The organism is Bacillus basilensis (assembly GCF_050630465.1).
In the GTDB taxonomy this organism is placed as follows: Bacteria; Bacillota; Bacilli; order Bacillales; family Bacillaceae_G; genus Bacillus_A; species Bacillus_A basilensis.
Map to the genome: position 1 here is coordinate 1 of NZ_JBNTQO010000007.1, position 9321 is coordinate 9321.

At 34.8% G+C, this 9321-nt stretch carries 3 protein-coding genes and 1 pseudogene; 3 read left to right on the forward strand and 1 reads right to left on the reverse strand.

Annotation, left to right across the window (positions count from 1 at the left end):
- Nucleotides 1-489 precede the first annotated feature (489 nt).
- Nucleotides 490-1647 (forward strand): serine hydrolase domain-containing protein, encoded by a 1158-nt coding sequence (locus tag ACQVV1_RS15635; RefSeq protein WP_431169067.1) that lies wholly within the window; start codon nucleotides 490-492, stop codon nucleotides 1645-1647.
- 378 nt (nucleotides 1648-2025) lie between these two features.
- On the opposite strand, the pseudogene ACQVV1_RS15640 reads toward ACQVV1_RS15635, so the two are convergent.
- Nucleotides 2026-2521: pseudogene (locus tag ACQVV1_RS15640) on the reverse strand (ABC transporter permease); the annotation flags it as partial.
- A gap of 974 nt (nucleotides 2522-3495) precedes the next feature.
- On the opposite strand from ACQVV1_RS15640, the gene ACQVV1_RS15645 reads away from it, so the two are divergent.
- Complete coding sequence (locus tag ACQVV1_RS15645; RefSeq protein ID WP_000858625.1) at nucleotides 3496-4749, forward strand: MFS transporter; 1254 nt, start codon at nucleotides 3496-3498, stop codon at nucleotides 4747-4749.
- Nucleotides 4750-4763: 14 nt separating this feature from the next.
- Nucleotides 4764-9320: an amino acid adenylation domain-containing protein gene (locus ACQVV1_RS15650; RefSeq protein WP_431169068.1), complete on the forward strand. Its 4557-nt coding sequence runs from the start codon at nucleotides 4764-4766 to the stop codon at nucleotides 9318-9320.
- Nucleotide 9321: the final 1 nt, after the last annotated feature.

Below are 9321 nucleotides of genomic sequence, written 5' to 3' on the forward strand. Positions count from 1 at the left end.
GATAATAAAAAACTATATGGAAAGACCGCATTTTGTATAAAAATATACCTTAAGTTGATGGATGTGTGGCTGTACCCTATGCCTATCAAGTTAATAGAACTGAGTTTTCTTAAAATAAAAACCACCGAATTATAGAAGTGGTTTTGAGCGTAAGGAATTTGTAAGAAAGGAGTAAGAAAAAAGAGATTTTCATTGTGTATGATCAAAATGTAGAGAAGAACGAGAGGGTGAATAGATACTATATATTTATATAAAAACAAATTCATTAACAAAACTCTATGGAAGAAAAGAAGAAATTACAGAGTTTAACATACATCTGAAAAAGAGGGATTAATCATTTATTAGGTCAGAAAGTTGTTTGTAGAAATAATTGGTGCATAGATGATTGCAAATTCAGTGTTGACTTTTATCATTGGGAGAGTTGATAGCTTAGCATATGACATAGCTATCAACCATCAATACAATTTAAATAGAGGAGAGGAATGCTTTATGAAAACAAGCAGTAAAATTACATGTGCAAGTCTAGCACTTTTAATAGCTGGAAGTTCCCTGTTATACATAACACCAACATCAATTATAAAAGCAGAACCTACGCAAAATTTATCTAGTTCGTTACAAACAAGCACTCAAAGAGAACATAATTTCGTCAAAGAGGCAATGCGGGATACATTGCAACTTGGATATCCTGGGATAATTGCTAAAACTTCTGAGGGTGGAAAAACATGGAGTTATGCCGCTGGGTTAGCGGATCTGAGAACCAAGAAACCAATGAAAACAGATTTTCGTTTTCGCATTGGTAGTGTAACGAAGACGTTCATTGCAACAGTTCTACTTCAATTATCTGGAGAAAACCGTTTGAATCTAGACGACTCCATTGAAAAATGGTTGCCTGGTGTCATTCAAGGAAACGGATATGATGGTAACCAGATTACGATCCGACAAATATTGAATCATACAAGTGGTATTGCTGACTATATAAATTCAAAAGACTTTGATATCACGGATATAAAAAAATCGTATACGGCTGAAGAATTTGTAAAGATGGGGATTTCTCTTCCCCCAGACTTTGCTCCAGGGAAGGGTTGGTCTTATTCAAATACAGGATACGTAATACTAGGAATCCTTATTGAAAAAGTAACAGGAAACAGCTATGCGGAAGAGGTTGAAAATCGGATTATTGAACCGCTTGATTTGTCAAATACATTCCTACCTGGCAATTCAAGCGTGATTCCAGGTACTAAGCATGCCCGTGGCTATTTCCAACTAGACGGAGCAAGTGAGCTAAAAGACGTTACTTATATTAACCCAGGTAGCTCGGATGGAGATATGATTTCTACTGCTGACGATTTAAACAAATTCTTCTCGTACTTACTCAGTGGTAAAGTACTGAAGGAACAGCAACTAAAACAAATGCTTACTACAGTTCCTACAGATAGAGAAGGAACCGGATATGGTCTTGGGATCTATGAAACTAAGCTTCCAAACGGTGTCTCGATATGGGGACACCAGGGTAAAGTTCTAGGGTTTACCACTTTTGCTGGTGGCACACTTGGAGGCAAGCATACATTGGCCGTCAATTTGAACAGTCTTAAAGCTGATAGTCCTGATCCATTTAAAAATATTTTACTTGCTGAATTTAGCAAGTAGGTAAAAAGGAAAACCGGATAAATTTTGTTATAGTTTTTATAGTTAAAAATATGTCTTTCTGTTTCGAAAACAACTTACTCTAAAAATTTTTTTAGAATAAAGCAAGTTCTTAAGTTGATGAATGTGGGGTACCGCCACATCGCCGTCAAGCTAAGACCTTACACTATCCATAAAGCAAAAAATACGTTATCCCTTCCTCTGATTTTGCAGATAGAATGGCGTATTTTTTCATTTTAAGAGGAATTTTATTTTCTTAGCTTGATAGAGATGTGGTGCTACTCCATTAGTAAAACAAAGAATTTAATTTGCTCACTAAAAAAGTGACTTTAAGTAAGAGGTATATACGGAATACCATCAGCATTTCTTTCAGTTTCCACTTTAATTTATGGAATGAAGTATTTGACGCAAATAACTTCTTCTAATAATAAAGTAGTAAATTATTTGTACACTAATAAAGCTCGTGAATATGAGAATAGAATTCCCTGCAATAGGTAAGTCTATGTGCCTGCTCTGCGCTAAAAACCTTATTGCCAAGAAGGCCACGCTACTGTGAAGAACAGAAATCAAAATAGGTATAAAAAATAATATGCTAATTTGTTGGGTTACATTTTTTTATCTCTCTTTTAGTTAACCCTAATATAGAAAGTATTTGAAATTGGCTTTTATCTCAATCTAAATACATTGATAAATGGAAGTATAAGAAACTAATTGTAAATATAAAAAATACAACTCCTACTAGTACACTAAGAATAGATAGTATCGCATTCACTTGTTTACTTTCTAACCATTTTAATACCGGGGAATCAAATATAAAAGGTCGATATGCGTTTGTATAATCATTTGGAATTATCTTTGTAAGTTTTTTAGCTACATTTTTATTAGCACAACGAGTTAGCGTATGAAGAGAGTGTAGCAAGCGGCGAGTCATAGTCGATAGTGAACTTCTGTCATATTTATAAAGAATAATAAAAATTGAGTGGGATCCGGCTGGGTTAATAGCTATGTCATAAAAATCATGACATTTTGACACTACCGTATATGACAGAAAAACACTTAGTATCAAAGAGCGGTTTTTAACACATTAACAATAAATGAGGAGGGGAGATTTTCATTGCGTATGATAAAAATATAAAGAGGAATGAAAGGGGAAAAAGGTATGACCTATTTATGAAAAATAAACCAGTAACGAGAGTGTTTTAAGGAAAAGAAGTAATTTTTATGATTAACATACATGTGAAAAAAGAGGAGTATATCGTGTGTTATGACTCAATAGCGTTTGTGAAAATAATATTAACTAAGATAATTGCAAATTTACCTTGTTTTTATCTGAATTTTCCAATTTGATTATTTCAACTTTATGAAGATAGTAGCTAGAAAATTTGTGTGATAGTATTTTAAATAGAAAAAAAAGACAATTCTGAAAAGAGGGTGTAATTTGGATGGTTTAACTATTATAAATTTTAGGGTTAGATAGCTATTAATGGATTATTTTCATTGAGTAGAGTTTTAGTTTGTAGAATATGAAAATCAAAGAAAGTTGTTCAGATAAATTAATGAAATATTATCGTTTTTTACTGTGGTTGTAATGACGATATAACTAGAAATCATTTAATTTGTCCACGTTTATAGGTGAAAAAGATTATTTAGAGTCAGAAGTGAACGTATAAAAACTAAAAATAAATATATTTGAATGCACAAATTATACCAAAGATATTGAATTTTATAGTTATTGAAGTTTGAATACTATTAAATTTCGGATGGATATATGTAGAGTTATAAATTATATGCAAAAAAGAGGTATTGTGTACACCAAAACATCCGTTTTAGTAAATTTAAGGAGCACATTTTATGAAAACTACCGATTCAAAAGGCCTATTAGGAAATAGGGTTTATTTACAAGTTTTCTCTGCCTATTCATTGCTTATGCTTGGTGTTTTTATTGATATGTTAGCGATTATGACTATAGTTGGGTTTGAATGGGAAGTAGATCCTACTATGATTGGATTGATCCCTGTTGCATATGCACTTCCTGGAATTATTTTTGGCTCATGGGCAGGTGTTATTGCAGATCGTTTTAGAAAAATTCCAATTATGATGTTCTGTAATTTGATGGTTGGTTTAATAACAATTGCTCTTTTATTTGTACAAAATATCCACTGGCTCTTAGTGGCATTAATGATTCGTTCCATTTTTATTGTTTTCTATTATCCTGCACAACAAACACTAACAAGACAGATTGTATCCCCAGATTTGCTTACTAAAGCAGTAAGTATCAACGGAATAGTAGAGCAGGGTACCAAGATAGTAGGCCCACTTATAGGGGGCATGTTGCTGAGTTGGTTTCAGCCAGAGTTCTGCCTCATTATAAGAGCTATAAGTTGTTTATTAGCTACGTTAGTTCTGATACCCACAATAAAATTCAAAGAAACTATATCGAAAGAACTTGTTGAAAAGCAAAAGCAAAGCACTTGGGCCGCTTGGGTACAAGGGTGGGGCTATGTGTTATCTAATCGGATAATATTATCAACTATGATTTTCGTTACAATAGCCATGGCAGTATTACAATTAGTAGACTCACAATTCCCGACTTTATTTAAGAGCTTATTCCCACATGATAAAAGTAAAATGGGATATATCATTTCTATTATTGGTCTTGGCGGAATACTTGGTGCATTACTAACTCAGAAATTAAAACAATTTCAATATGGTTGGGTAGTATGTGGAGGCATGGTTTTAATGGGAATTGGTTTTGGGGGGATTGGTTTGATAACGCCCGGTACGGTCTTCGTTTTGGCCTATCTGATTAGTTTTATCGCTGGTATTGGAAGTGGGCTGATGCTTGTATCTAATCAAGTCATTTTACAAATAGAATCTGATCAAGATCAAGTAGGAAGAGTATTTGGTATTCAAAGCAGTTTAACAAACGCAGTTCTAATTATTTCTCCTGCTATGAGTGGTCCATTAGTGCATTTGTTTGGAGTAACTCAACTCTATGTTTATGGCGGGATTGGGCTTGTTGTCATTGGAGTAATTGGAGTTTCACTGCAGAAATATTTATGGGCTAAACATAAACACGAACCTATAAGAGCAAATAATTTTTGAAGGGAAGATTTTTTATGACCAATGAGGAATGTTTTCCATTAAGTCACCCGCAGCGAAGAATATGGTATACAGAAGTTATTCATTCTGATAAAGGGATATGTAATTTAAGATTTTTATTTAAACTTCATCGAAAAATGAATTATTCAAAATTAAACCAAGTTGTGAATCGTGTTATCAGTGAAAATGACGGTCTGTGCATTAGATTAAAGGAAAATGGGCATCAGGAACCTAAACAATATTTTATTAAACATGAAGAACAAGAATTTGAGTTTTTCGATTTCAGTAATGTGGAGAATTCAGATTTGCTTGAGGAATGGATTGAGCAGAAAACAAAAGAAAGGTTTACATTACTTAATTCAAATTTATACTATTTCGCTTTAATAAAATTAAACGATAATGAATGTGCAGTCTTTGGAAATGTTCATCATATTATCATGGATGGTTTATCAATTCAAATATTTACTGAGCAGATTGCAAAATATTATTATGAAATGCATAACGAGACCGAGGAAGGCGAAATTAAAAATTCATATGTTCAATTTCTGGCCAATGAAAAAACATACTTGAATAGTAGTCGCTTTCAAAAAGATCAAAAATTCTGGTTAGAGGAATTTAAAACACTTCCATCTGTAACCGGATTGAAACCCTATAATACGTACCAAGTTAGTACCAAAGCATCACGCGAGACGTTTATATTATCGGAGCATTTGAAGAGAAAAATAGAGTTATTTTCCCAAAATTACAAATTTAGTTTATATACTCTTTTTGTCGCTGCTTTCTCGTTGTCCATGTATCGGTGGACTTCATCGCTTGATATTGCATTGGGAATGGCTTACGGCAACCGTATGACTAAAATGGAACGAAAATTGATTGGAATGATGGTGAGTACAGTTCCTTTAAGAATGGATATTGATCCAGAAGAAGAAGTGCTTTCATTTATTGGTAGGGTGTCCAGAAAACAAAGTAAATCATTAAGACATCAGAAATATCCATTTGATTTATTATTAAAGCAGATTAATAAAGAGAATAACAGTAATGTGAGACTTTTCGGAACTACGATTGATTATAGGGATCGTGATGAAAGTGGTGACTCACTATGGATCGCAAACCGTGAAGAGGTACAAGATTTTGCAGTGCATATTGAAAATCTAATTGATATAGACTCTTTACATGTACATATTGATTATCGTGAGGAGCTATTTTCTAAGGAAGAGATAAAACGCTTTTTTAACGTTATGTTAGCAATAATGGAAAACACTTTTGAAAACCCAAAGCAGAAGGTAGCTGAAATCGAAATTATTTCTGATGAAGATAAAAGAAAAAGTTTAGTTGAGTTCAACAATCCTAAGCTGGATTTCCCACCTCGGGAAACTCTTCATGAATTGTTCGAACGACAAGCAATGATTTATCCAAACGCTATTGCAGTTACGTATGAAAAAGAAAAAGTTACTTATAAGGAGCTTAATGAACGTGCAAATCAGTTAGCTCATTATCTGCAGAAAAAGGGAATAGGACCTGATACTTTAGTTGGACTGTGTGTTGAACGTTCTCTCGAAATGATTGTAGGTATTTTAGGGATTTTGAAGGCTGGTGGGGCTTATGTTCCACTTGATCCAACATATCCAGAGCAGCGACTTCAATATATTTTAGAGGATGCTAGCATTCAGTTATTCGTAACGCAAGAAAGTTTAAAAGAATTGAAATGGTTACCAGAAAATGTTGAATCGATTTGCCTGGATCGTGATCAAGAAGAGATTGGGAAAGAAAGTAAGACCTTGCCGGTTTCTGATGTGAATTCCCAAAATCTAGCTTACGTAATCTATACTTCGGGATCAACAGGGAATCCAAAGGGCGTTATGATAGAGCATCACAATGTCATTCGGTTATTTAAATCGACGGATTGTTGGTATCAGTTTAATGAAAAAGATACTTGGACGCTTTTTCATTCTTATGCATTTGATTTCTCAATATGGGAAATTTGGGGAGCATTATTATATGGTGGAAAATTAGTTGTTGTTCCGTACTGGATTAGTCGATCGCCAAAAGATTTTTATCAATTATTGGTGGAGGAAGAAGTCACAGTTCTAAATCAGACACCTTCCGCATTTCGACAATTAATACGAGTGTGTGAACATGAAGATAAGAATAAAAACTTGCAGCTGCGTTATGTGATATTTGGCGGAGAAGCGTTAGAATCCATTAGCTTGTTACCGTGGTTTCAAAGATATGGGGATAAAGAACCACAGCTAATTAACATGTATGGAATTACAGAAACTACAGTTCATGTTACGTATTATCCAATTACTCTAGATGATGTGCATCATGCTTCGAGAAGTAATATCGGAAAACGGATTCCAGATTTAGAAGTGTATATATTAGATGCTTATCAACAACCTGTTCCTATAGGTGTAGATGGTGAGCTTTATATTGGCGGGGCAGGGCTTGCGCGTGGGTATTTAAATAGACCTGAATTAACAGCAGAGCGCTTTATATCTCATCCATTTAGTAGTGATCCGAAAGCAAGATTATACCGGACAGGAGACTTAGCGAGGTATTTGCCAGATGGTAATCTGGATTATCGTGGAAGAATTGATCATCAGGTTAAAATACGTGGTTTCCGAATTGAGATTGGGGAGATTGAGTCTACTTTAAATGCATATGCATCTATAAAAGAGGCAGTTGTAATTGTAAGAGAAGATCAACCGGGTGATAAACGATTAGTAGCTTATGTTGTAGGAGATGGAAATGTAGGTGCGTGGAGAGAGTATCTTAAAGCGAAACTACCGAGCTATATGGTACCTTCAGGATACGTGAAGATGGAAGCCATTCCACTTACAGCTAACGGCAAAGTTGATCGTGAGGCCTTACCTATGCCAGAGGAAAAGCAGATTAATAGTGAATGTGTTGGCCCTCGGAATAGTAATGAACAGATACTGGCTACAATTTGGAAGCAAGTATTAGGTATTAAAAAGGTGGGAATCTATGATAATTTCTTTGAAATTGGTGGCGACTCGATTCTCAGTATTCAAATCATATCTCAAGCAAGTCAAGTAGGGTTAAAACTTACTCCAAAGCAAATGTTTGAATGCCCGACTATTGCCGAGCTGGCACAAGTGGCTATAGAAACGCAGGGAGTACAAGCGGAGCAGGGGATTGTGACAGGAGATGTGCCTCTTACTCCAATTCAGTACTGGTTCTTCGAGCAAGAACATCCACATCCAGAGCATTGGAATCAATCAATGCTTTTAAGAGTAAAAGAGAGATTGGATGTGAAGTTACTAGAGGGAGCAATATTAAATTTAATCAAACATCATGATGCTTTACGTTTTCGGTACGAGCAGTTATCAAACGGAACATGGAGGCAGAGAAATGAAGGGACTGATGAGCTGTCAGTACTCCATGTTGTAAAACGGAACAAAGTTAATGAAAAAGAGTGGAATAAAATAATACAAGAAGAGATGAACATTAATCAAGATAGTTTCAATTTAGTTACTGGTCCGTTAATGAGAGTAGTTTACTTTGAGGATAACTTGACTGGAAATGATCGAATATTCTGGGTGATTCATCATTTAGTAGTAGATGGAGTATCGTGGAGAATTCTATTGGAAGATTTACAGGTGGTATATAACCAGATGAAACAAGGTCAAGGAATTCGCTTACCTGCGAAAAGTACATCTTTTAAAGAATGGTCTGAACGACTCCAGACATACAGTGATTCGGGTATTTCAAAAGAAGTACAGGATTATTGGAATGAACAAGTAGAAAAAGAAACGATGACAATTCCAATGGACTATCCAATACAAGAAACAACAGAAGAATCGATTGATCAAGTGACGAGGACTTTAGGAATAGAAGAAACACATGCATTGTTACACGAAGTTCCAGTGACTCATAAGACAAGGATTGATGAGGTACTATTAACGGCATTAGGACAAGCTATCGTCGATTTTACAAATCAGCAAACGGTTTCTATTCATCTAGAAGGACACGGAAGAGAAGAGATGATTGAAGGTATTGATTTATCACGGACAGTGGGCTGGTTTACGAGTATTTATCCCGTTCATCTCAATTTTCAAGGAACTCAAACACCTATAGAAGGGTTAAAGGCTGTCAAAGAACAATTGCGTCGAATTCCGAATCGCGGAGTTGACTATGGTATTTTACGTTACTTGAATAAAGGGTTAATTCCGGTTTATCAGCAAAAGCCTTCAATAAGCTTTAATTATTTGGGCCAATTTGATCAGGTGTTTTCAATGGAATCTTTGTTTATGCAAGAGACAGGGTTTACATTTTTAGATCATGCTCCAGATTCCAAACCATCTCATCTAATTGATGTTATCGGAATGGTGAGAGATGAAAAGTTACATTTTGTTTGGATGTATAGTAGGGAACAGTTTTCTAAATTAAAAATTCAAGTGATAGCAGATGGTATGTTAAGGCATCTTCGCCAACTTATAAATAAACCAACAACAGAGTCTGCTTTTACGGTATCAGATTTTGCTGATGCAGAGGATCTTACGGAAGAAAGCTTGAGCAAAGTATTACTTAAATTAACAAAGAAGAGGGTGTAGA